18 protein-coding genes and 2 pseudogenes are annotated in these 21,920 nt (G+C 70.4%); 13 read left to right on the top strand and 7 right to left on the bottom strand.

What is annotated here, in order from left to right; genetic code table 11:
- The first annotated feature begins 276 nt into the window (after positions 1-276).
- The 6 genes from M2302_RS24755 (at position 277) to M2302_RS24730 (ending at position 4,918) form a co-directional block, all read left to right on the top strand.
- Positions 277-720 carry an OsmC family protein gene (locus M2302_RS24755; protein WP_280840244.1) on the top strand — a complete coding sequence of 148 codons (444 nt, stop codon included), beginning with the start codon at positions 277-279 and terminating at the stop codon, positions 718-720.
- Between the two features lie 194 nt (positions 721-914).
- Entirely contained in the window at positions 915-1,451 is a 537-nt protein-coding gene (locus M2302_RS24750) for a hypothetical protein (protein WP_280840243.1), read from the top strand.
- Between the two features lie 38 nt (positions 1,452-1,489).
- A complete protein-coding gene (locus tag M2302_RS24745; RefSeq protein ID WP_280840242.1) occupies positions 1,490-2,335 on the top strand; it encodes a DUF4097 family beta strand repeat-containing protein in 846 nt (281 codons plus the stop codon).
- A 150-nt stretch (positions 2,336-2,485) separates the two neighbouring features.
- The gene (locus M2302_RS24740; RefSeq protein ID WP_280840241.1) at positions 2,486-3,466 is read left to right on the top strand and encodes an ATP-binding cassette domain-containing protein; all 981 of its coding nucleotides are present in this window, start codon (positions 2,486-2,488) and stop codon (positions 3,464-3,466) included.
- A complete protein-coding gene (locus M2302_RS24735) occupies positions 3,463-4,257 on the top strand; it encodes an ABC transporter permease (protein ID WP_280840240.1) in 795 nt (264 codons plus the stop codon). The genes M2302_RS24740 and M2302_RS24735 overlap by 4 nt, the downstream gene beginning before the upstream one ends.
- A gap of 211 nt (positions 4,258-4,468) precedes the next feature.
- Positions 4,469-4,918, top strand: coding sequence for a hypothetical protein (locus tag M2302_RS24730; RefSeq protein ID WP_280840239.1), 450 nt, complete (start codon positions 4,469-4,471; stop codon positions 4,916-4,918).
- Between the two features lie 17 nt (positions 4,919-4,935).
- Here M2302_RS24730 and M2302_RS24725 read toward each other — a convergent pair whose 3' ends face one another.
- Positions 4,936-5,598 (bottom strand): response regulator transcription factor, encoded by a 663-nt coding sequence (locus tag M2302_RS24725; protein WP_280840238.1) that lies wholly within the window; start codon positions 5,596-5,598, stop codon positions 4,936-4,938.
- Positions 5,595-6,722: a histidine kinase gene (locus M2302_RS24720; RefSeq protein ID WP_280840237.1), complete on the bottom strand. Its 1,128-nt coding sequence runs from the start codon at positions 6,720-6,722 to the stop codon at positions 5,595-5,597. The genes M2302_RS24725 and M2302_RS24720 overlap by 4 nt, the downstream gene beginning before the upstream one ends.
- Before the next feature lie 98 nt (positions 6,723-6,820).
- Here M2302_RS24720 and M2302_RS24715 point away from each other — a divergent pair, with 98 nt between their 5' ends.
- The gene (locus M2302_RS24715) at positions 6,821-7,363 is read left to right on the top strand and encodes a DUF6223 family protein (protein WP_280840236.1); all 543 of its coding nucleotides are present in this window, start codon (positions 6,821-6,823) and stop codon (positions 7,361-7,363) included.
- An 81-nt stretch (positions 7,364-7,444) separates the two neighbouring features.
- Here M2302_RS24715 and M2302_RS24710 read toward each other — a convergent pair whose 3' ends face one another.
- The 3 genes and pseudogenes from M2302_RS24710 to M2302_RS24700 form a co-directional block, all read right to left on the bottom strand.
- On the bottom strand, positions 7,445-7,849 hold the full coding sequence (locus tag M2302_RS24710) for a VOC family protein (protein WP_280840235.1): 405 nt from the start codon (positions 7,847-7,849) through the stop codon (positions 7,445-7,447).
- 13 nt (positions 7,850-7,862) lie between these two features.
- Positions 7,863-8,509: pseudogene (locus M2302_RS24705) on the bottom strand (arsenate reductase ArsC).
- 162 nt (positions 8,510-8,671) lie between these two features.
- Positions 8,672-8,858: pseudogene (locus tag M2302_RS24700) on the bottom strand (IS5/IS1182 family transposase); the annotation flags it as partial.
- 167 nt (positions 8,859-9,025) lie between these two features.
- Here M2302_RS24700 and M2302_RS24695 point away from each other — a divergent pair.
- The 5 genes from M2302_RS24695 to M2302_RS24675 all read left to right on the top strand — a co-directional run bounded on the left by M2302_RS24695 (position 9,026) and on the right by M2302_RS24675 (position 17,080).
- Positions 9,026-13,243, top strand: coding sequence for a Pls/PosA family non-ribosomal peptide synthetase (locus tag M2302_RS24695; protein ID WP_348529447.1), 4,218 nt, complete (start codon positions 9,026-9,028; stop codon positions 13,241-13,243).
- 82 nt (positions 13,244-13,325) lie between these two features.
- Positions 13,326-14,135: an arginine deiminase-related protein gene (locus M2302_RS24690; RefSeq protein ID WP_280840234.1), complete on the top strand. Its 810-nt coding sequence runs from the start codon at positions 13,326-13,328 to the stop codon at positions 14,133-14,135.
- The gene (locus M2302_RS24685; protein ID WP_280840233.1) at positions 14,135-14,893 is read left to right on the top strand and encodes a BPL-N domain-containing protein; all 759 of its coding nucleotides are present in this window, start codon (positions 14,135-14,137) and stop codon (positions 14,891-14,893) included. The genes M2302_RS24690 and M2302_RS24685 overlap by 1 nt, the downstream gene beginning before the upstream one ends.
- Complete coding sequence (locus tag M2302_RS24680; RefSeq protein ID WP_280840232.1) at positions 14,890-16,239, top strand: heparan-alpha-glucosaminide N-acetyltransferase domain-containing protein; 1,350 nt, start codon at positions 14,890-14,892, stop codon at positions 16,237-16,239. The genes M2302_RS24685 and M2302_RS24680 overlap by 4 nt, the downstream gene beginning before the upstream one ends.
- Before the next feature lie 16 nt (positions 16,240-16,255).
- Entirely contained in the window at positions 16,256-17,080 is an 825-nt protein-coding gene (locus M2302_RS24675; protein WP_280840231.1) for a BPL-N domain-containing protein, read from the top strand.
- Positions 17,081-17,254: 174 nt separating this feature from the next.
- On the opposite strand, the gene M2302_RS24670 is transcribed toward M2302_RS24675, so the two are convergent.
- Together M2302_RS24670 and M2302_RS24665 are read right to left on the bottom strand one after the other, a co-directional pair.
- A complete protein-coding gene (locus M2302_RS24670; protein WP_280840230.1) occupies positions 17,255-17,734 on the bottom strand; it encodes a hypothetical protein in 480 nt (159 codons plus the stop codon).
- A gap of 944 nt (positions 17,735-18,678) precedes the next feature.
- Positions 18,679-20,316 carry a glycoside hydrolase domain-containing protein gene (locus M2302_RS24665; RefSeq protein WP_280840229.1) on the bottom strand — a complete coding sequence of 546 codons (1,638 nt, stop codon included), beginning with the start codon at positions 20,314-20,316 and terminating at the stop codon, positions 18,679-18,681.
- Between the two features lie 223 nt (positions 20,317-20,539).
- On the opposite strand from M2302_RS24665, the gene M2302_RS24660 reads away from it, so the two are divergent.
- Positions 20,540-21,772: a low temperature requirement protein A gene (locus tag M2302_RS24660; RefSeq protein ID WP_280840228.1), complete on the top strand. Its 1,233-nt coding sequence runs from the start codon at positions 20,540-20,542 to the stop codon at positions 21,770-21,772.
- The last annotated feature ends 148 nt before the right edge of the window (positions 21,773-21,920 follow it).

The following is a 21,920-nucleotide window of genomic DNA, read 5'->3' as shown; positions in this document are numbered from 1 at the left end:
CGCAGAGCTACACGAGCCGTGCGATACACCACCCGAGGCGCGGTGGGATCCCGACGACGAGGCACAACCACACCCAACCCCACGGGTACGACAAACCCGGCAGCAGCCAACCCGGCGAACGTTAGTGGACACCGCACTAGCTACGGGATCCGCTCTCGCCGGCGCGGCACTTCTGGTCGACGCTGTCCTGGTCTGCGGTCCCGACGGTCGAGGATGGGCCGATCAGCCGGCCAGGCTGATGGCTCGGGACCAGAAGGCCTCGGTAGTTTCGCTGTCATGAGTGAGGACACCTTCCGCTCGGTGGAGATCGAGCGCACCAGCGTGGGGAAGTACGTCGCGCGGAATGTCCGCGGCGGATCGCTGTCGATGGGCACGGGCGAGGACGCCAGCTTCACGCCGGTGGAACTGCTGCTGGCGGCCATCGGCGGCTGCACCGCGATAGACGTGGACCACATCACCAGCCGCCGCGCAGAGCCGACCCAGTTCTCCGTCGAAGTCACTGGCGACAAGATCCGGGACGAGGCCGGAGGAAACCGGATGCAGAACCTCAGGGTCGAGTTCACCGTGACGTTCCCGGTGGGCGCGGACGGCGACAGGGCGCGCGAGGCGCTGCCCCGGTCGCTGCAGCAGTCGCACGAACGACTGTGCACCGTCTCCCGTACCGTCGAACTTGGCACTCCCGTCTCGATCATCGAGGCTGCCGGTTCCACCGGAGACTGAGCTCGCCAGACCACGTCACTTCGCTGACACTTCCGTCTACCCGCCGTCAGATCACTCGCTTCGCGCCGCAGGCGCAGATGCTGGGCTGCCGGCTGCCCGGCCGCGACCCACACTCGGCACGGTTCGAACGGAAACTGCGCGCGATGGCATCACTCTGCTTGCGCATGGCATCAAAATGATGCCATGCTGGCGTCATGGAACTTCGCGCTTACGTCGACGCGATCCGGCATCAGCTCGCGGTAGCCGCCGCCGCAGGCGGTGACGATGCCCGGGAACTGGCCGAGCGGCTCACCGCACCGCTGGAGTCCGCGGTCCGGCTCGCCCTGCTGGACGCGCTTTCCGAAGCGGCCACCGAGATCACCCGCGATCTCGCGCCCGGTTCGGTTGACCTGCGCCTGCGTGACCGGGAGCCCAGCTTCGTCGTGACGCCACCGCCCGTCGAGCAATGGGCCGACGACGCAGAGGCGGCAGCGGCGGCCCCGCCGAATCCGGTGCCGCAGCCACCCGCGGACGGCGAGGACGAGGCGACCGTGCGGATCAGCCTGCGCCTGCCGGAGCACCTCAAGGCGCGCGTCGAGCAGGCGGCCGGCCGCGCCGGCGTCTCGATCAATACCTGGCTGATCCGGGCGGCAGCCGCTGCCGTCGACATCGACAGCCAGCACCGGGCCGACGCCCCCCGGCGATCCGGCGTCGCCACCGGCGGTCAGCGCTTCACCGGCTGGGTGCGCTAGCAGCGCCGGCCCCATCGACTACCCGAGAGGGGAGCACCATGCCATCCTTCGACACCCCCGGACCGATTTCGGCATCGGTCGAACTCGTCGCCGGCGAGGTGCGACTCACCGCCGGTCCGCGAACCGACACCGTCGTGCAGGTGCGGCCGGCCGACGAGACCGACGACCGCGATGTGCGCGCAGCGGCGCAAACCCGTGTGGAGTACGCCTCCGGCCGCCTCGTGGTCCGCGGCCCCAGGCAACCCGGCTTCGGCATCTTCGGCAGGACCGGCTCGGTCGAGGTGACCATCGACCTACCGGCTGGTTCCGGCGTGGACGGGAAGCTGGGCGTCGGTGCCATCAGCTGCTCCGGCTCGCTGGCCGACTGCCGTCTCAAGACCGGCGCCGGCGACCTGCAGGTCGAGGACACCGGCAAACTCAGCCTCCACACCGGCTTCGGCGCGGCCATCGCCGAGAACGTGGCAGGCGACGCCGAGGTCACCACCGGCTCCGGCAAGCTCAGCGTCCGCGCCGTCGGCGGTCGCGCCGTACTGAAGAACGGCAACGGCGACACGTGGATCGGCGAGGCGGGTGGCGAGCTGCGGGTCAATGCCGCGAACGGCCACGTCGCCGCCGAGCACGCCGCCGCCTCGGTCACGGCCAACACCGCCAACGGTGACATCCGCATCGGTGAAGTGGTCCGCGGATCGGCCACGTTGCGCACCGCGGCCGGGCGCATCCAGGTCGGGATCCGGCGTGGTACCGCAGCCCGGCTCGACCTGCACACCCAGTTCGGCAAGGTTCGCAACGCCCTGGACGCCGCCGCCGGTCCCGCCGACAGCGACGAGAAGGCCGAGGTGCGGGCTCGCACCGCCTTCGGCGACATCGCGATCCACCGCTCCTGAACATCCCACCAACTGTCTGACCGGTCGCGGGCGTCCCGCCCGTGCCGGGGATGACGCGCACCTTCGTACCCCGGTCCGGCCCGTGCGGCCTGACCGGCGATGACGCGCGCCTCCGTATCCGTGCACAGCCCTTGATCAGTGGAGGAAGCAATGGCGGTAACGACCGCGACGCGGCCGGCCATCTCGGTGTCCGGCCTGCGCAAGACGTTCGGGGACAAGGTCGTCCTGGACGGCATCGATCTCATGGTCACCGAGGGAACGGTCTTCTCGCTGCTCGGACCCAACGGCGCGGGCAAGACCACCATGGTGCGGATCCTGTCCACCCTGGTGCCCGCCGACGCCGGTTCGATCCGCGTCGCCGGCCACGACCTCACCAAGCAGCCCGACGGAGTACGGGCGGCGATCGGTGTGACCGGCCAGTTCTCCGCCGTCGACAACCTCCTCACCGGCGAGGAAAACCTCAGACTGATGGCCGACCTGCACCACCTCGGCCGTACCGAGGGCAGACGCCGCTCCGCCCAGCTGATAGACCGTTTCGACCTCGGTGAGATGGCGAGCAGGCCCGCCTCCGTCTACTCCGGGGGCATGCGTCGCCGTCTCGACCTGGCGATGACCCTGGTCGGCGACCCGCGGCTGATCTTCCTCGACGAACCCACCACCGGCCTCGACCCCCGCAGCCGGCACGCGATGTGGCAGATCATCCGCGGACTCGTCGCCGAGGGCGTCACGGTGTTCCTGACCACCCAGTACCTCGACGAAGCCGACCAGCTCGCCGACCGCATCGCCCTACTCGACCACGGCCGCATCGTCATCGAGGGCACCCCCGACGAACTCAAGCGCCGCATCCCCGGCGGACACATCCTGCTGCGCTTCGCCGACCCCACCGCGCTGCACACCGCCGCCCGCACACTCACCGTCGCCCAGCGCGACGACGTCGCCCTCACCCTGCAGATCCCCAGCGATGGCGACGTCCGCTCACTGCGGGCCGTGCTCGACCGGCTCGACGACGCACACGTCGAGGTCGACCAGCTCTCGATCCACACCCCCGACCTGGACGACGTCTTCTTCGCCTTCACCGGCACGCCCACGCCCGCCGCCGCAGGACACGAACTCACCGAGGGACACCGATGACCAGCCTTGCCTACACCCTGACCGACTCGGCGACCATGCTCCGCCGACAGATCCGCCACATCCAGCGCTACCCCTCGTTGACCGGGATGCTGATCGGTCTCCCCGTTGTCATGCTGTTGCTGTTCGTCTACGTGTTCGGCGGGACCCTCGGCGCCGGACTACCAGGCGGCGGGAGCGGCGACCGCGGCGCCTACATCAACTACCTGGTTCCCGGCATGCTGCTGTTCGCCGTGTCGGGGGCCGCCCAGGGAACCGCCATCTCGATCGCGATGGACATGACCGAAGGCATCGTCGACCGCTTCCGCACCATGGCCATCTCCCGGGCATCCGTCCTGACCGGACACGTCCTCGGCAGCTTGATACAGACCATGCTCTGCATCGCCGTCATGCTCGGCGTCGCACTGGCCATCGGCTTCCGTCCCACCGCCGCCCCGGTCGAGTGGCTCGCCGTCGCCGGCATGCTCGCCGCGATCGCGTTCGCACTGATCTGGCTGTCGGTCGCGCTCGGCCTCGTCAGCGACAGCGTCGAGACCGCCAGCAACCTGCCGATGTTCCTGATTCTCCTACCGTTCCTGGGCAGCGGTTTCGTGCCCACCGACACCATGCCCGCCGGCCTGCGGTGGTTCGCCGACCATCAGCCGTTCACGCCGGTGACCGAGACGCTGCGCGGACTGCTGCTCGGCTCGGGAATCGGGAACAGCGCGCCAATCGCGCTGGGCTGGTGCGCGGTGATCTCGCTGCTGTCCTACCTGTGGGCCAAGCACTCGTTCCACAAGCGGGCGGCCCGCTAGGACGTGTCCTGGAGGTGCCCGTCCCGAGCGCTGGTGCCGGGTGAATGGCCCTCTGGACCAGGCTTCGGCCCGTCCGCGGTTGCCGCGCCGCCCGGCGGCGCTGGCCGGCCATCTGATCAGGAATCGAGAAGCGGCAGGGTGTCGCCGGGCCCTAGCCTTTTCCCAGGTAGCCGGCATCACGCCGAACCTTTACGGCAGAGGGAGCCCTAGAGTGTCCGCGAAGAATTCCACCACCGTGTCCGACGGCTTCAGCGCTGAGGAGCGTGCCGCGATGAAGGAGCGCGCCGCCGAGTTGCGCGCCGAGGGCAAGAAGGGGACCAAGAAGGCCGAGGGGCTGCAGGCGCTCCTCGACAGGATCGCGCAGATGGCGCCGGAAGATCGTGCGCTCGCCGAGCGTGTGCATGTGACGGTGACCGCTGCCGCCCCGGAGCTGTCGCCAAAGACCTGGTACGGGATGCCTGCCTACGTGAACGCGGACGGCAAGGTTGTCGTCTTCTTCCAGGACTCGGGCAAGTTCAACTACCGGTACTCGACCCTGGGCTTCCAGGACACGGCCAACCTCGACGACGGAGACCTGTGGCCGGTGGCGTACGCGCTGCAGAAGTGGAGCCCCGCGGTGGAGAAGAAGGTCGTCGAGCTGGTGAAGGCCGCGGTTTCCTGACCGCCCCGGACGCGATGTCAGGAGTTGCGCGGGGTTGCCAGGCCGGATTCATAGGCGAGGACCACGAGTTGGGCGCGGTCGCGGGCGTGGAGCTTGGTCATGGCTCGGTTGATGTGGGTTTTCGCGGTCAGCGGGCTGATCACCATGCGTCCGGCGATCTGGTCGTTGGACAGGCCCTGAGCGACAAGTGCGACGGCCTCGCGTTCGCGGCTGGTCAGCTCGTCCAGCCCGGTGTCGGCGGCGGTGTGCAGCGGCTGGTTGACGCACCGGTTGATCAGCCGGCGGGTGATCGACGGTGCGAGCAGCGCGTCGCCGCGCGCGGCGACGCGTACGGAATGGAGGAAGTCTTCCGGTTCGATGTCCTTGACGAGGAATCCGGCCGCGCCGGCGCGCAGCGCGTTGAAGACGTATTCGTCCAGGCCGTAGTTGGTCAGGATGACGACGTGTACCCCGGCCAGGGTCGGGTCCGCGGCGATGCGCCGGGTCGCCTCGATGCCGTTGACGACCGGCATCTGAATGTCGATGAGCGCGATGTCGGGCAGGTGTTCCCTGGCCAGCGCCAGGCACTCGCTCCCGTCGGCGGCCTCGGCCACCACCTCGATGTCGTCCTCGACGTCGAGGAGCGCGCGGAACCCGCTGCGAATGAGCGGCTGGTCGTCGACCAGCAGGACCCGGATCATGATGTCTGGTCCACGGGGAGTTCGGCCCGGACGGTGAACCCGCCCTCACTGCGCGGTTCCGCGCGCAGGCGGCCGCCGAGGGCGGTGACTCGTTCGCGCATCCCGAGCAGCCCGACGCCGGGCATCGGTGCGGTGTCCGGCGTGGCCTTGCCGTCGTCATCGACCTGTATGGCGAGGACGTCGGGACGGCAGTCGATCCGGACCGACGCGGTACCCGCGGCGGCGTGACGGGCGATGTTGGTCAGCGACTCCTGAACGATCCGGTAGGCGGTCCGGCCCACCGCGGCCGGCACGTCGTGCCGCTGTCCCTCGATCGTCAGCGTCGCCTCCAGGCCGGTCCTGCCAGCCCGCTCCACCAGCTCCGGGATGTGGTCGAGCCCGTGCGGCGGGGTGGTGTCGTCGTCGCGCAGCGCCTCCAGAGTCGCTCGCAGCTCCCGGGCCGCCTCACGACCGGCCTCCCGGATCGCCAGCAGGGCCTCCGGCACCGGGTCACCCCGCTTGCGGGCCAGGTGGACGGCGACTTCGGCCTGCACCTTGATGACCGAGATCTGGTGGGTGAGCGAATCGTGCAGCTCCCGCGCGATGTGCAGCCGCTCCTCATCGGCGCGACGCCGTGCGGTCTCCTCCCGGGTGCGCTCGGCTTCGTCCGCCCGCCGCTCGGCCTGCCGCAGCGCCTCCCCGGCGGCGCCGGCAGCGATCAGCCAGGCGATTTCGAGGGCGCCTCGGGCCTGCGCGAACGCCTCACCCGTGTCGTGCAGGCCCGACGCCAGGGCCGCCAGGGGGAGAGCGGCCAGCAGGGTCACGCTCGCCGCCACCGTGATGATGCGGTGCCCCGCCCGCACGGCCGCGTACACCGCGAACAGATACGCGACGGCAGGTACGTCGAAACCGGCCGCCTGGTAACCCGCCGCGCACAACCCGGTCACGGCCAGCACGGGAACCGGAGCCCGGCGACGCGCGGCCAGCGCCAGACCACCCGCCGCCAACAGCGCGTAGCCGAGCAGGTCGACGTTCGTGGCGGACCGCTGCCCGGACAGCCCGGCGACCAGCAGCGCCGCCGCCACGCCGACGGCGATCGCCCAGTCTCGGACCCCGGCCGGGACACCGAACCGTCCTCTGTCCATGGGCGCACCCTAGCCGGACGCTGCTGCAAGCGAATCCCGCTCGCGGACGAGTGGCTGTATACCGCGCCCGCAGTACCTTCGCGGCGCCTACGGCATCCGTGGCAGCCGGCTACGGCATCGGCGGCAGCGCGAATTGCCTGCGCCTGCAGGACGACCGGCGGTGGGTCCAGCGGACAGGATCAGGCGGCGTCCAGTCGTCAGAGGAGAAGGAGCACCTCATGTCCGTCCGTCACCTGCTTGCCGCCGCCGAAGCCGCCGTGCTCGGAGATTTCGGGCCTGCCACATCGTCGGCCGCGCACGTCGTGGTCGAGTCAGCCGCCGCCAGTTCCTACACCTTGACCGCCGGGCGTTTCTGGTCCCTGGTGGCCGCGCTGCTGGGGCTGGTCGGCGTGGTCATCGGTGGGCTGGCTCTGGCCCGATCGGCCGGTCGTATCGGCACCGGCACCGGGAAGCGGGAGGCCATCATGGCCCTGGCTGCGGGGCTGGCCGCCGCGGTCATCGGCGGGCTGGTTGTGGCCGGCGCCGATGGTGGTCCCGGTACCGGCGGCGGAATAGTCGGCGGCTTCGTGGCCCTGGTGGTGGGGCTGATCGCCATGGGCCTCGGCGGGCTGAATCTGGCCCGCTCCCGCCACACCGGCTGACCGGCTGACCGGCTGACCGGCTGACCAAGCCTCTCCACAACCGGCACGAACCCCGGCGGATCCTTTCACGGCGGGCTGCGGTCAGGTGGTCGGCGTGGCGGGGGACTGGTGAGCGGGTTGGAACAGCTCGATCAGGTTGCCGGCGGGGTCGGCGAGCAGGATCTGCCGCCCGCCGGGACCGGAGACCGGCTCGCTGCGGAACGACAGCCCCGCCCCACGGAGCCGGTCGACCTCCGTGTCCAGGTCGTCAACGATGAGGTGGATGCGGTTGTGGCCCGGGCTGGTGGCGTCGTTGGGGGTGGCGCGGGCGCCGGAACTGGCTGGCCCGGACAGCAGCAGCCGCAGCGGGCCGCGCAGCACGTCAGCGAACGCGGGCGCGGCGCTGGTGTTCAGGGTGAAGCCGAGATGGGTGGTGTAGAAGTCGACGGCCGTCTGGACGTCATCAACGAGGTAACGGACATTCGCGTACTGGTCGGATGCTGTCACGACTGAATCTCCTTCAAGTGCGGGTGGCGGTGAGCACGGGCAGCAGGTGCCTGACGTGGGTGTCGGTGTCGGTCGCGGTGTGCTGGAAGGCGGGGTAGCTGGTCTGGTCGGTGTTGCCGGCCGTGACGGGGTCGGGGATGCTCCAGTGCACCCGCCGGGGATGGTCCGGGAAGTCGGGGCAGGCCTCGCGGGCCTTGTCGCACAGGCTGATCACGTAGTCGAACCGGCGGCTTGTCACTGTGTGCAAGTGCCGGGGGCGCTGGCCGGTGATGTCGATGCCGAACTCGTCAGATAGCACCAGTATGGCGTGGGGATGATGGCGGGGCTCGGGCCGCTGCCGGCGCTGGCCACCTCGACCTGGCCGCCGGTGCGCTGGCGTAGCCGGGCCTCGGCGATCGGTGAGCGGGCGCTGTTGCCTGTGCAGACGAACAGCACGCCGACGCGGGGCGCGCGTCGCAGGTCTACCGGGGGTATTGCGGTGCGGGCCACGGCGCCGGTATCGGCCAGGGCATTTGCACAGCGACCCAGATCCAGGTGGTAGTAGCTGTCGCGGCCATCGAAGCTGCTGCGCGTGGCCGTGACCGGCCCGCCGCCTTGCAGCAGCCGCAGATGGTCGGCTCGGGATGTGGTGGGTAGGCGCGCGCTGCCGCGCCGTGACATCGCCCAGCCTCGCGCGCCCCTCGGGCGCGCTCAAGACTCTCCTCCGGCCACTCCGGGACGATCCTGGCGAGCGAGTCCCTGACGGTGAGGCCGCTGCGGAATCGGGAGTGGCTTGTGCGGCCACCCCCGGGCCTGCGCAAAGAAGACGTACGGCCCATCAACCGAGACGCCGAAGAGGGTCCGATCTGGCGCATGGTCTGGTTGGTGCGCCGGTACGTGGCTACCAGCCCCGGGCGGGCCGGTCGGCCGTCGGCGCCCCCGCCGCGTTCGGCGACCAGGCGGACCAGCCGGCGGAACCGGGCGGGTGGCCGGCGAACGGGAAGATCCACTCCGGCCGCGCTGAGGTCATCACTGCCCTGACCTGCTCGCCGGACCGCCGCGCCGCCGGCCCGCAGCTTCCTCACCCGCGGCGCTGGCGACTAACTGGGGCCTCAATCAGCGATTCTTGCCAACGCCGGATGAGGATGCTTGCTACCTTCATGACGCCTTGCCGGAGTTGCGGCAGATGTCGCCTTTATGGGCGTATGCCGTGGACCGATCTGTCGCACACCCCTGTGCACCTCTGCTGCTGAGCGGCCGGAGTCTGGACAGCATCGCTGCATGGCACAGGTGGTTCAGGCGTGGTCGGCGCAGGAGGTATGCGGTTCCGTGCAGCAGGTAGAGGCCATCAGCACGTCCATGTCACCGCAGCTGCCGGAGCATCTTCCGGACGCAGACGCCCGCCTGCCCGTGGGCTCGCCAACCGTCGATTCGCCGAGCGGACGGCGGGACACAGGCGGCGTCACGGGCACGCGGCGTCTGCACCACGTGTTCGAATCGGCGTGCGACCGGAATCCGTTGGCCGTCGCTCTTGAATGTGGCAGCGCGTCGTTGACCTACCGTGACCTGGACGAACGCGCCAACCGGCTGGCTCATCACCTGCGGGCTCTCGGCGTCGCGAGCGGCGCTCGGGTGGCCATCCTGCTACAGCGCTCGGTCGAGACGTACGTGGCGTTGCTGGGCGTGGGAAAGGCCGGCGCCGCGTTCGTGCCGATCGATCCCGAGTCGCCGCCCGACCGGGTCGCCTACATCGCCGAGGATTCCGACGTCGACCTGGTGTTGACCTTCTCCGAACTCGCCGATCGGGTGGGCGACCGGCGCGCTCTGGTGCTCGACGAGTGCGCCGCCGAACTCGCCGCGGCGCCGAGCGACCGGCCGGACCTCGGGCGTGACGACATCCAGGATCCCAACGCCTACGTGATCTACACCTCCGGGTCCAGCGGCCGGCCGAAGGGTGTGGAGGTGGCGCAGTCGAGCATCTGCAACTTCCTGGACGTGGTTCCGGGTGTGTACGACGTGCGCCCGAGCGACCGTGTCTACCAGGGCATGACGATCGCGTTCGACTTCGCGATCGAGGAGATCTGGCCGACCTGGTCGGTGGGCGCGACGCTGGTAGCCGGTCCCAACGACTCCCGCCGCCTCGGAGTGGAGCTGGCGGACTTCCTGGACGAGGCCTGCATCACGGTTCTCTACTGCGTGCCCACCCTGCTGGCCACGATTCCCCGCGACCTGCCCCGGATCCGTAACCTACTCGTGGGCGGGGAGGCGTGCCCGGCGCAGCTGGTCGAGCGGTGGAGTCGGCCCGGCCGGCGGATCCTCAACACCTACGGGCCGACCGAGGCCACGGTCACCGCGACCTGGGCTGAGCTGCTCCCCGGACGCACGGTCACCATCGGGCGGCCCCTGCCGACCTACTCGGTGGTGCTGCTGGACGAGGAGCGACGGCCGATCGCCGACGGCGAGGTCGGCGAGATCTGCATCGGCGGCCCCGGCGTGGCACGCGGTTACATCGGACGCCCCGACCTGACCGCCGACCGGTTCATCGAGCATCCGTTGGCTCCGCCCGGCAGTCGGCTGTACCGCACGGGGGACCTGGGTCGGCTCACCGAGGACGGCGAGATCGAGTACCTCGGCCGGGCGGACTCGGAGGTCAAGATCCGTGGCCATCGGGTGGATCTCGGTGAGATCGAGAGCGTGCTGCTGGAGGACGCGGGTGTGGCCGAGGCCGTGGCGGCGCTCGTTCCGGTCGTCGACGGCCCGGACGGCCCCCGCGAGCTGGCCGCGTACGTCGTTCCGCTCGACTGCGCGGAGCGCGGGTGGGAGGAGTTGACCGGCCGGCTCTGCCAGACCCTGCAGACCCGACTTCCCGCCTACATGGTGCCGTCCTTTCTGGACGTCGTGACCGCGCTGCCCACCATGGCGAGCGGAAAGGTCGACCGAAAACGCCTGCCCGCACCGCGATGTCGCCTCACCCGCTCCACCGGCCCGGTCGTCGCCGCTGAGGGCGAGCTGGAGGAGCAGGTCCGTGCGGCGTGGGCGGAGGCGTTCGGCATCGAGCCCGAGGCGCTCTCGGTCGAGGCGGACTTCTTCACCGACCTCGGGGGGCATTCGCTGCTCGCGGCGCGGGTGGTGTCGCTGCTGCGCTCCCGGAAGATCGGCGTGAGCCCGGCGATCCGGGACCTGTACGCCAATCCGACCGTACGGGGTATGGCAGCTCGTCTCGCCGCCGCCCAGCGGGTGGGAGGGCCGACCGCTCCGCCCCGCCCCACCCCGCTGCGGCACAGCAGCCGGCGGGTCGCGCTGGCCGGCTCCGGCCAGGGGGCCGTGATCTACCTGCTGTTGCTGGCCGTCACGCTGCCCGTCTCCTACGTCTACACCCGCAACAACGGTTTCGTGTCGGCCCGCGTCCTCGCCGAGTTGATGGTCGCGATCCTGCTCAGCTACCTCGGCGTGCGCTGGGTGCTGCCGGTGCTGCTCGCCCGGCCGTTGGCCGCGGGCATCCGGCCCGGCCGGTATCGCCTGTGGGGACCCACCTACGTCCGGCTGTGGGCGTTGAACACGCTGCTGGCGGTCGGGCCCATGCCGGTACTCAGCGGTTCTCCGCTGATGGCGGCCTACCTGCGGCTGCTCGGCGCCAGGATCGGCTGCCGGAGCACGATCGCGACCAGCGCAATCAGCCTGCCGACGCTGATCACCATCGGGCGGGACGCCTCCATCGGGTACGGCGTCTCGCTGCGCCCGTGGCGGGCGGAGGACGGCTGGGTGGTCGTCGGGCCGATCACGGTCGGCCAGGGTGCCTTCGTCGGGGCGAACGCGGTCCTCGAGCCCGGCGCTTCGGTCGGGGCGCGCGCCGGCCTCGGCGAGCAGTCCGTCCTCGTCCATGGCGAGGCGGTACCACCCGGAGCGCGTTGGGCAGGTTCACCGCCGGCCCCGACTCGCCGGCTGACCCCCACCGTGGAATCCATGCTCAGCTACCGCCCCCTGCGGCGTGGCTGGCGCCCGCACCACGTTGCCGCCGCCCTGGCCGGCCTGATCGGCCTCGAACTCGGGGCGATCGCGATGGTGCTGCCCAGCGTGGCGCTGGTCTGGTGGGTCCTGCTGACCCGAGGGCTGCTGGCCGGCCTGGTCGCGACCATTCCGGCCGGCATCGTCTACGTACTCACCGTCTGTGCGCTGGTCGCGACGGGCAAACGCCTCGTGCTGCCGCGGGTGCCGGTCGGCCTCTACCACCGGGCGCACTCGATGCTCGGCGTGCGCAAGTGGATTGCTGACAAGTTGCTCGAGTCCAGCCTCATGTTCACCAACTCGCTCTACGCGACCCTCTACACCGGGCCCTGGCTGCGACTGCTCGGTGCCCGGGTCGGTCCCGGCGCCGAGGTTTCGACCGCCGCGCACCTGGACCCGGACCTGCTCACCCTGGGCAAGGAGAGCTTCGTCGCGGACATGGCCAGCCTCGGCGCCGCGACGTTTGCCAACGGCCGCGTGGCGTTCCTGCCCACCACGGTCGGCAGCCGGGCCTTCGTCGGGAACGCCGCGTTCGTACCGGCCGGCACCGTGATGGGCGACGGTTCCCTGCTCGGCGTCGGCACGCTGCCCCCCGACGGCGGCGTCCCGGAAGGTACGTCCTGGTTGGGCTCACCGGCGATGCACCTGCCGGTGCGCCAGAGTAGCGGCTCTTTCTCGGAGGAGGAGACCTTCCGCCCGCCGCGCAAGATGGTGGCCCGTCGGCTGTTCGTCGAGTTCTTCCGTGCCACCCTGCCCGCATCGGTGCTCGGCGTCAGCTTCTACCTTTACCTCCTGGCGCTCTCCTGGCTCGCCAACGGCCGGGACCTGCTCGTGCCGGCGCTGGTGTCGCCCTTCGTCGCGATGGCGTCGAGCATCGCCGTGATCGCCTTCTGCGCGGCGACCAAGCGCAACGTCATCGGCGCCTACCGCCCGCGAGTGGAACCACTGTGGAGCGGTTTCGTCCGGCGCACCGAGTTCGTGACCGGCCTCTATGAGGCCGCGGCGGTTCCCGCCGGCGTCGGGCTCCTGGTCGGCACGCCGTTCCTGCCGCCGGTGCTGCGCTGGTTCGGGGTCCGCGTCGGCAGACGCACCTGGATCGGCACCACCTACCTCACCGAGTTCGACCTGGTCGAGATTGGCGACGACGCGACTGTCGGCACCGAGGTGTCGCTGCAGACCCACCTGTTCGAGGACCGGGTGATGAAGATGTCCGTCGTCACCGTCGGCGCCGGCGCCACCATCGGCACCCGCGCCATCGTGCTCTACGACGCCGTCGTCGGCGACGACGTCAGCCTGGAGTCGCTCTCGCTCCTGATGAAGGGCGAACACCTGACTCCCGCTACCCGATGGCGCGGGATCCCCGCCCAAGGGGTGCTCACCCGCGACACCACCGAACTTCGGGCGGCCTGATGCCGCGCCGGATGGCCGCGGCGCGCACTGCGCCGCGGCAGCCCATTCCGTCCATCGTCCAGTCATCGAGGGAAAGCGCTCAATGAACAAGGCACTGCTGGTTTCCGACGCCGCTCACTTCCGGGTCGACTACGAGATCAACCCGTACATGCACACCGAGGTGCAGCCCGATCAGGCTGCGGCGGTTGCCGAGCACGAGGGCATCATCGCCGCGCACCGAGCGGCGGGTCGCCGCATCGAGTACGTGGCGTCCGCGCCGGAGTGCCCGGACATGGTCTTCACGGCGAACTCCGCGCTGGTGCGGGGCGATCGGGCCGTGTTGGGAACACCGCCACCCGAGCGCAAGGCCGAGATGCCCTACTTCCAGGAGTGGCTGATCAACCACGACTTCGAGGTCCTGGAGGCGCCGTACCCGTTCAGCGGGCAGGGCGACGCCCTGGCTTGCGGCGACCTGCTGCTCGCCGGCTACGGACAGCGGACCGACCGGCGGATGCACGCCGTGCTCGCGCGGGAGTTGGGCTACGAGGTGGTGCCGCTGCGGACGGTCAGCCCACGGTGGTACGACCTCGACCTGGCGGTCGCGGTCGTCGAGCCCGGGCGGACACTCGCCTACTGCCCGGAGGCCCTCGATGAGCCGAGCCGCCACCGGCTGCGCGGACTCGGCATGGACCTGATCGAGGTCTGCGTCGAGGAGGCGGCTCGCTTCGCCCTCAACCTGGTCGGTGACGGCACCACCGTGACCATGACCAAGGGTGCCCCGCGACTGGCCGCCGCGCTGCGGGCCCGCGGCCTGCGGGTCGTCGAACTCGACACGACCGAGCTCGCCAAGGGTGGCGGTGGAGTCCGCTGTACGGCGCTGACTCTCGACAACCCGCTGCCCGCGAGGTCGTGATGGCCTCGGGAAGATTCGGTCGTCTGCTCGCCACCGGCGGCCGGGCACTCGTGGGCCGGGGCCTGACGATCCGCTCGCCGCTACCCGAGCTGACGGAACCACCGGTCGCACTGATCTATCGGGGGCCGGCGACGCTGCCCGGTTGCCCCGAGGCGGTGGCGGCGTTGCTCAAGTCCAGCCGGTGGGGCTTCGAGATCCGGTACGTCGGCCCGGACGAGGACCTGTCGCTGAGCCACCAGGCCCTCGCCGGGGCGGCGCTCTACGCACAGCCCGGCGGCGGCACCCTCAAGCGCGGCTACCGGCACCTGAAGCGCCACCGCGCCGAGATCCAGCAGTTCGTCCGCTCCGGCGGGAGGTATCTCGGGATCTGCCTCGGCGGCTACCTAGCCGGGGCCACCCCCGGCTTCGCGCTCCTGCCCGGGGACACCGACCAGTACATCGCCTCCGCCGCCGCCACCGTCGACTCCGAGAAGAACACCCTCGTCCAGGTCTCCTGGCGCGGCCAGGGGCGGACGCTCTTCTTTCAGGACGGCCCGTACTTCTGGCTGCGCCCGGACGCTGAAGCCGAGGTGCTCGCGACCTATCCCAACGGCACGATCGCCGCGATGGTCACCCGCTTCGGTGCGGGCCGGGTCGGTGTTGTCGGCCCGCACCCCGAAGCCACCGATGACTGGTACATCGACGCAGGGTTGCGAGTCGCCGACGGGCTCGGCACCGATCTCGGCTCCGACCTGATCGAGACTGTGATGAGGCCATGACCCAGACCGCGAACCGCAGCCGTGGCACCGTCTACCGCGCCAGCGGCGGTGCGCCCGCGGCGACACCCCGGCCGGCCAGGCGATCCCGGCTGCTCGGCGTGGACGCCGCCCGGGGAATCGCGCTGCTCGGCATGATCGCCGTGCATTCGCTGTACCAATCTGATGCCGCGGGGCGATCGACCTGGTCGTTCACGATCTTCGGCGGTCGCGCGGCCGCTCTGTTCGCGGTGCTGGCCGGGGTCGGTGTCGCGTTCATGACCGATCGACGGCGGGTCCGCCTGACCGCCGGCTCGGGTCCGGTGGCGGCGCTCGTCGTCCGGGCACTTGTCATCGGCGCGATCGGGTTGGCGCTGGGCTACACCGACGCGTCCCTGGCGTCAGTCATCCTGCCGTACTACGCGGTGATGTTCCTGCTGGCGATCCCGCTGGTGTTCCTGCCCACGTGGTTGGTGGCGGTCACCTGCGTGGTCGTTGCCGCCGGAAGTCCCGCGCTCCGCCAGATCCTACTGCCGCAGCTGCCGGAACCGACCTACGACAACCCGGCGTTCGCTCATCTGGTCGACGACGCCGGCGCGCTGCTCACCGAACTGGCGGTGACGGGGGAGTTCCCGGCGATGACGTGGCTGGCGTACCTGTGTGCCGGCCTGGTCATCGGGCGGCTGATCCTGACCAGGATGAAGGTTGTCCTCGGGTTGCTCATCACCGGCGTCGCGCTCGCCGCTGCGGCACCGGTGGCGTCGTCGATACTGCTCGACCGGTACGAGGGCTTGCGGCAGATCTGGTTCACCCAGCCGAAGAGCGGGCTGACCACGGCTGAGACAACGGCACTCCTCACGTTGGGCGGAGACGGCAGCACGCCCACCTCGACGTGGTGGTGGCTCGCGGTCGACGCGCCGCACACCAGCACACCTCTCGACCTGGTCGGCACGACCGGGAGCGCAATCGCCCTGCTCGCCGTCCTGCTGCTCGCCGGCCGCGTCGCACGGCCCTCCCCGCGGCTGGTGATCCGCGTCCTGCTGATTCCCCTGGCCGCGGCCGGCAGCATGACCCTGACGCTCTACACCGCGCACATCATGTTCATCAACTCCGAACTCGATTCCTTCGAGCCCATGACCGGATACCTCGCGCAGGTCCTGGCCATCCTGCTGCTCGGGACCGCCTGGTCAGCCACCGCGGGTCGTGGTCCGCTGGAAGGGCTCACGGCGGTGCTGTCCCGCGGCGCTCGTCGACTGGCCATCCGGAGAGGTGGGTCCTACCGCGCCCGCATGTCGAGTTACTGGGAAGAGGCGCCACGCGCAGGCGACCACCCGGTTGACCGGCAACCGACCAGATGGCCCAGCGGCTGACCGGGAGCGGAGCGACATGAGACGAAGCAGCTCGGGGCTGCTGCTCGGCGAGACGCGGAGAATGAACCGGCGGCGCCTCATGGTCGGGTTTGGCGCAGTCGGCACCCTGGCCGCCCTGGGGTGGGCTGGTGTGTCGGCAGTCTCCAGGGACCGCGAAGGGCCGCTGGCGCTGGTCTACCGGGGGCCGGCCGCCTGCTCCGGCTGCGCTGAGGCGGTGGCCGCCCTCCTGCGCGGTGCACCGAGGCCGTTTCGCACCGAGTACTGCGGTCCGGATGAGCAGCGGCAGATCTCGCGGAGCACGCTGGCCGAGGCGGTGGTCTACGCCCAACCCGGCGGCGGCAGCGTCAACCCGGCTTGGCGAAGGCTGCGTGACCACGCCGAGGAGATCCGGGACTTCGTTCACGGCGGCGGGCACTACCTCGGCTTCTGCCTGGGGGCGTATCTGGCCGCCGCCGACCCCGGCTTCGCGCTGTTCAATGGGAAGGTCGGCCAGTACATCGGCACCGACGGGGCGGGCGTCGACAGCGTCGAGGACACGGTGATCCGGGTCCGGTGGCGCGGCCAGTTGCGGTACCTGTTCTTTCAGGACGGGCCGACGCTGAAGCTGCGGCCGGGGGTGCCGGGCAGCGTGCTCGCGACCTATGACACCGGCGCAGCCGCAGCCGTCGTCACTACCTTCGGCGCCGGACGGGTGGGGCTCGTGGGCCCCCACCCCGAGGCCGACAAGTCCTGGTACGCCGAAGCAGACCTCACGAACCCGGACGGTATCCGCTTCGACCTGGGCCATGACCTGATTCAGAGCACGGTGGGCGCGACGGCTGCGGCGCTCGATGGAAGCTGACGGGGATCCCGCCGATCACGCTACGCGCGGGAGCGACGCCTGAACGCGCCCGGGGGACGGGAGGAGCAGGCGTGGCAGCGGGATGGCCGCGCTGACCGAGACGAGGAAGCCCAACGAGTAGGACGCCAGCGTCGCGCCAATTGCCGACCTCACCGCGGTGGGACGGGTCGTCGGTCAACGTCCGAGCCGGCAGTGCGGGACCAGTCCGGACGGCGGCCGGGAGGACCGGCCGGCGCCGACCAGGGCCACATCGAGAAAGGCGCCGACCCCGACCTGCGCCACGAGGGCCAGGTGGGTGAGCAACAGCAGCCGACGCGTCGTCTCCTCCGGGCCACCGGGCGCCGCCGCCGGTCGTCCGTGGTCGTGCCGGGAGAGGAGGGCGAGCAGACTCGGGTCCGCCCGTGCCCACGGCGCGAGCGCGGCACCGGGCGGCACCGTGAGCGGCCAGTGGACAGACCCGGGCGGGCCGAGTTCCTCGGCCAGAAGTTCGGCGGTGTGGTCGAGGACCTGGTCCGCCCACGGCCGGGGGAGGCGTTGCAAACGGCTGACCGCCGCCTCGAAACCCGCCCGATCCGATGCGCCGGCCGCGCGGACCCCGGCCACCACGGCGCTCCACAGTGCCCGCTCGGCCGGCGTGTTCGGCGGATACGACATGTTGTCTCCTCTTGGCCCTCGGCACGGGGTGGATGCGGGTTCCCGACGCCCCGGTGTCGGGGACGCCCGCCCTGTAGGTGGCCGGCACGGGCCCCGTAGGAGGGCGAAGGCCCGTGCCGGCCGTGGTGACCACCCAAGTCACCGTCTTCCCGCTCGCGGGCGTCCGGATGGATCGTGTCCGTGTCCGGTCGGCCCGCAGCGGCGTCTTACCCGCCGGGGAACCGTGCGCCGTGGTCGTTGCGGACGCGGCGGCCCCTCGGTGTCGGCGCCCCCGGCGTCTCGGTCCTCTGTGGGTACCCGGCGTCGAGGGGCGATGGTGTGCTGGCCGCCGGGCGTCCGGTGCGATCGAGTAGAACGCCGACGGTGAGCGGCCCGGGTTGTGCCGGCGCCGGCGGACCGGGCAGCAGGCCGCTCCCGGCCATCGGCAGGTACGTCAGCGACGCGAGGGCGACCATCACTCCCGCCCGTCCGATCCGTCGGCGGCGGGTCCCGGTGATATCGACGCCGGTAGAACGGTTCCGGAGGGGAGGGTTGGCGCAGCGATCTGCGGACGACGGGGCAGTCCATCGAAGGAGATGCGAAAGGGCACCGGTCGAGGCTACGAGTCCGCTGACAGTGGGATGTCCTGATTGAGCGATCAAACGGTCCGCGGATGTACCGCTATCTGCATATTCGAATTTTGGGGCATAGACGCGCCAAACACGACATCCGTACCTTGAGTGGATGAACAGGACGACGAGGCGGAAAACACCGGAGTCTTGAGCGACGGAACAGGACGCGGGGGTCGAAAACGCTCGGGCTCGCCGCGAGTGAGGAAGCCTCATACCCGGCGAGCCCGGGCGGTCCTGTGGGTCGGTAGGGCCGCCAGTCTGCGCGCCGCCCGCTGACGGGCTCGCGGCGTCCGACGCCGACGCTCGAAGCCGCCGCTCGCGGACGGCCGTACTTCACAGCAGGGGTTGCATCCCGCCCCAGCTCACACCGAGCCGGATTCTGGCGGCGAAGCTCGTGCCCTGACCGCGGTAGAAGTACAGGTAGCTCGTGGACTTCTCGATGGTGAGCAGATCCGGGTAGCCGTCGCGGTTGAAGTCACCGACGCCGACGAGGTCACGCATGCTGTTCCACGCGGTGCCGACCTGCAGCTTCGTGCCGAGCCCACCTGCCCGTCCCGGATAGAGGAAGAGGTTGCCGGTGGACTTCTGCCGGGCGAGGAGGTCTTGGTAGCCGTCGCGATTGAAGTCGCCGATTCCGGTGAGTTCGTCCATGGTGTTCCAGCCGGTTCCGAGACTCGTTCGTGGACCGAACGACGTGCCGCGGCCCGGGTACAGGTACAGGTATCCGGTGGATGCCTGCACGGCGAGCACGTCCCGGTAGCCGTCCCGGTTGAAGTCCTTGGCCGGGGTGATCTCGCGCATGGAGTTCCAGCCGGTACCGAGGCGGATCCGACTGCCCCACCCCGCCGGCGTGTGCGGATACAGCCACAGGTAGCCGGTCGCCTTGTCGCGGCCGACGAGGTCTCCGTGACCGTCCCCGGTGAAGTCCGTCCGGACGATGACGTCCATGCCGTTCCATCCCGTGCCGATGGTCGTGCGGATGCCGAGGGACGTCCCGTTGCCGGGGTAGAGATACAGGTTGCCGGTGGAGGGCTGGCGGCTCAGCAGGTCGGACCAGCCGTTGCCGTTGAAGTCCCCGAAGGGAGTCGCCGGAATGGGAGCGACGTCAAGGTAATCGTTGTCGATGTTGATCGTCACCCCACCCCACGTCTCGTTGTGGTCGCCTCGGTACTGCTTCATCCGTCGCTGGGGCGACCAGTACGAGCTGGGGATCGCCGGGTCGGACACGGTGGCGACTCCGTCCCAGCGGGCGAAGTCCAGGTAGTCGGGGCGGACATAGCCGGGGGTGTTGTAGGCCGCGACCTGGTCGGCGACGCCCGAGGCCATGCTGCTGTAGAAGCCGGAGAGGTAGCCGAGGTCGTGCAGCCGCGCCGTCCAGGCGCTCATGAACGCGAGCACCGCGGAGCGGCAGGCCGCGTCGTCGGTCCGGTACGCCTCCATGTCGAAGATGAGTACGCTCTCCGGCGCCAGGCCCAGCGTCTTCGCCTGTGCGACCGCGTCGTCCGCCTGTGTGCGTCCCTGCGCCGCCGCGTTCGCTGCGTCGATGAGATAGCGCTTGGTGGACGTCGTGCACGGCGCCTGCAACCCGAGATAGATCGGCACGAGATGCCAGCCCGCCGCCTGCTGCGCGGCGACCCACGAGGGGGTCAGGTTGGGCTGTGCGCACGCGCGGTTGACACCGCCGAAGTAGATGATGATCGCCCGGTAGGGCGAGGCCGCCAGCCACGCCTGCATGGTCGCCGACGATGGGGCGGTGCAGGCGTCGAAGCCCAGTCCGGTGAACGTGCCGGGCGACGGGCCCGTCACCGCGGCCGCCGTCGTGCGGCCGGCGGTGGCCGGGGCGGCGGTGGCCGGGGCGGCGGTGCGGCCGGAGGCCGGCGCTGCTCCGGCCAACGCCAGCAGGGTGACGACGCCGGCCAGGAGGGCGCAGCTCAGGCGGCGCGCGCTTCGAGGGAGATGAATGTTGTCCATGCCGGTCTCGATTCCGGTCCAGATGACCAACCGAGTGGTCCTATCCCTCAGCGGACCAGGTCAGACGTGGTTTCACCAGAGCTGAACGGACTGATTCGGCTGCTGCATGGAGGCGTTCCGAGCGACCGGAGCATGGCCGACGGCGGTACTGGGTCCGCAACGCCTGAGGACGCCGGCTACTGCCGTTCCTGTTGGTGGACGTCGGGAGGCGTGCCGGCGTGATATGACTGCTTCGGCCTGTTACAAATCCGGCAGAACGGGCGAGCCTATGACGACCGGTAGGGCGCGCGGGCTGTTGCGCGGGCGGGGAGATCCCCGGGCAACGTACCTGGAACTGTTCTTTGATCTGGCCTTTGTCTTCGCGCTCGCACAGCTTTCGTACGCGCTGGTCCAGGATCTCGGGTGGAGCGGTGCCTTCCAAGCGTTGGTGCTGTTGCTGGCCGTCTGGTGGGTGTGGTTCACCACGGCCTGGACAACCGAGTTGTTCGACCCGCAGCGGCCGGCGGTCCAGGTCCTGACCATCGCGATCATGATCGGCGCCCTGGTGATGGCGGTCGCGCTGCCCGACGCGTTCAGCGAGCGGGGCCTGATCTTCGCGGGCGCATACGTTGCCATCCACATAGGTCGCGAAATCTTCCTTGTGATCGCTCTGCGGGGTCACGAGCTGCGCCGCGCCCCCCGCAGGGGGCTGTTCTGGTTCGGCGTGTCCGCGCTGCCGTGGATCGCGGGGGCGCTCGCACACGGTACGACACGTGGGGTGTTGTGGACCCTGGCTGTGCTCCTGGACTACGCCGCATACGCGCTCCGGCACCCCACGCCGGGGATCGGCCGCACGCCCACCGCACTGCTACCGAACGTGGCCGAGCATCTGGCCGAACGATATCGGCAGTTCTTCATCATCGCGCTCGGCGAGTTGATCCTGGTGATCGGACTGACGCTTCGCGGCACCGGGTTCGCGGCCCACCGCACCGCAGCCTTCATCGTGTCGATCACCATCACCGTGCTGCTGTGGCGGATCTACATCTACCGCGCCGGGGAGTTGCTCTCCGCAGCCATCGCAGCGGCCCCTGACCAGGCCCGCCTCGCCCGCTCCGTGTCATACACCCACCTGGCCATGGTGGCCGGCATCGTGTTCACCGCCGTCGGCGCCGAGTTCGTCATCGCTCATCCAGTCGGGCACAGCGAGCCGGCCTGGGCCGCCGTGATGCTCGGCGGACCCGCGCTGTTCCTCGCCGGGCGGGCTGCTCTCGAATACACGGTCTTCGCCCGCGTGTCCCGTACCCGGTTGATCGGGCTGGTCGCGTTGGCCGCCCTGACACCCGCGATGCTGCACGTGCCGCCGCTGCTGTCGAGCGTCGCCGCCACCGCCGTACTCGCCGGCGTCGCCATCTCCGACGCGGTCCGCGCCCGTGGACGCCCACCTGAGCCGCCGTTGCCACCCGGCGTACCGGCATGACTGGCGACGGCCAGGTCGACCTCGTTCAGTGATGTGGGGGATCGGTTGCTGCGGGTCGACGAGGAGTGGTCGGCCCCGCCGCTGTTGTCGCCGTCCCGGAGACCCGGTGGTCGAAAGGTCCGGGTGGCGGGTCGCCGGTTACCGTTGC

This window comes from Micromonospora sp. A200, assembly GCF_029893845.1.
Classification (GTDB): Bacteria; Actinomycetota; Actinomycetes; order Mycobacteriales; family Micromonosporaceae; genus Micromonospora; species Micromonospora purpureochromogenes.
This window is presented reverse-complemented; position numbering and strand designations above follow the sequence as displayed.

What these genes read in the sequence shown, in the direction of transcription:
- M2302_RS24755 (WP_280840244.1), top strand. Translation starts at nt 277, where the DNA reads ATGAGTGAGGACACCTTCCGCTCGGTGGAGATCGAGCGCACCAGCGTG.
- M2302_RS24750 (WP_280840243.1), top strand. Translation starts at nt 915, where the DNA reads ATGGAACTTCGCGCTTACGTCGACGCGATCCGGCATCAGCTCGCGGTA.
- M2302_RS24745 (WP_280840242.1), top strand. Translation starts at nt 1,490, where the DNA reads ATGCCATCCTTCGACACCCCCGGACCGATTTCGGCATCGGTCGAACTC.
- M2302_RS24740 (WP_280840241.1), top strand. Translation starts at nt 2,486, where the DNA reads ATGGCGGTAACGACCGCGACGCGGCCGGCCATCTCGGTGTCCGGCCTG.
- M2302_RS24735 (WP_280840240.1), top strand. Translation starts at nt 3,463, where the DNA reads ATGACCAGCCTTGCCTACACCCTGACCGACTCGGCGACCATGCTCCGC.
- M2302_RS24725 (WP_280840238.1), bottom strand. Translation starts at nt 5,598, where the DNA reads ATGATCCGGGTCCTGCTGGTCGACGACCAGCCGCTCATTCGCAGCGGG.
- M2302_RS24720 (WP_280840237.1), bottom strand. Translation starts at nt 6,722, where the DNA reads ATGGACAGAGGACGGTTCGGTGTCCCGGCCGGGGTCCGAGACTGGGCG.
- M2302_RS24695 (WP_348529447.1), top strand. Translation starts at nt 9,026, where the DNA reads ATGGGCGTATGCCGTGGACCGATCTGTCGCACACCCCTGTGCACCTCT.
- M2302_RS24690 (WP_280840234.1), top strand. Translation starts at nt 13,326, where the DNA reads ATGAACAAGGCACTGCTGGTTTCCGACGCCGCTCACTTCCGGGTCGAC.
- M2302_RS24685 (WP_280840233.1), top strand. Translation starts at nt 14,135, where the DNA reads ATGGCCTCGGGAAGATTCGGTCGTCTGCTCGCCACCGGCGGCCGGGCA.
- M2302_RS24680 (WP_280840232.1), top strand. Translation starts at nt 14,890, where the DNA reads ATGACCCAGACCGCGAACCGCAGCCGTGGCACCGTCTACCGCGCCAGC.
- M2302_RS24675 (WP_280840231.1), top strand. Translation starts at nt 16,256, where the DNA reads ATGAGACGAAGCAGCTCGGGGCTGCTGCTCGGCGAGACGCGGAGAATG.
- M2302_RS24670 (WP_280840230.1), bottom strand. Translation starts at nt 17,734, where the DNA reads ATGTCGTATCCGCCGAACACGCCGGCCGAGCGGGCACTGTGGAGCGCC.
- M2302_RS24665 (WP_280840229.1), bottom strand. Translation starts at nt 20,316, where the DNA reads ATGGACAACATTCATCTCCCTCGAAGCGCGCGCCGCCTGAGCTGCGCC.
- M2302_RS24660 (WP_280840228.1), top strand. Translation starts at nt 20,540, where the DNA reads ATGACTGCTTCGGCCTGTTACAAATCCGGCAGAACGGGCGAGCCTATG.